At 62.0% G+C, this 229-nt stretch carries 1 pseudogene; it reads right to left on the bottom strand.

The features are described 5' to 3' along the window. Nucleotides 1–229 (bottom strand): annotated as a pseudogene (locus SB764_RS45175) (NADP oxidoreductase); the annotation flags it as partial.

The following is a 229-nucleotide window of genomic DNA, read 5'->3' as shown; positions in this document are numbered from 1 at the left end:
GACTGATGCATAGCCAAACTCCTTGACGAGTCCGATCACCACAGCCTTTGCGTCCGCGTCGTCACCGGAGACGAAGATTGCACGCTTCCCCTCATGAAACGTCGGCCCCTTGTCGTAGTGCTCCATACGGATGGCGTTGAACGCCTTGACCACCCTAGCCCCTGGCGCATGTGCCGCGACGATCTCGCTGGCGCCAGTGCCTCCCAGGTCCGCCAGAACGAGCTCTGGC

It is taken from the genome of Paraburkholderia sp. SIMBA_027 (assembly GCF_046535315.1).
Taxonomy (GTDB): domain Bacteria; phylum Pseudomonadota; class Gammaproteobacteria; order Burkholderiales; family Burkholderiaceae; genus Paraburkholderia; species Paraburkholderia tropica.
Note: the sequence above shows the minus strand (reverse complement) of the source record. Positions and strands in the feature narration are given on the sequence as shown.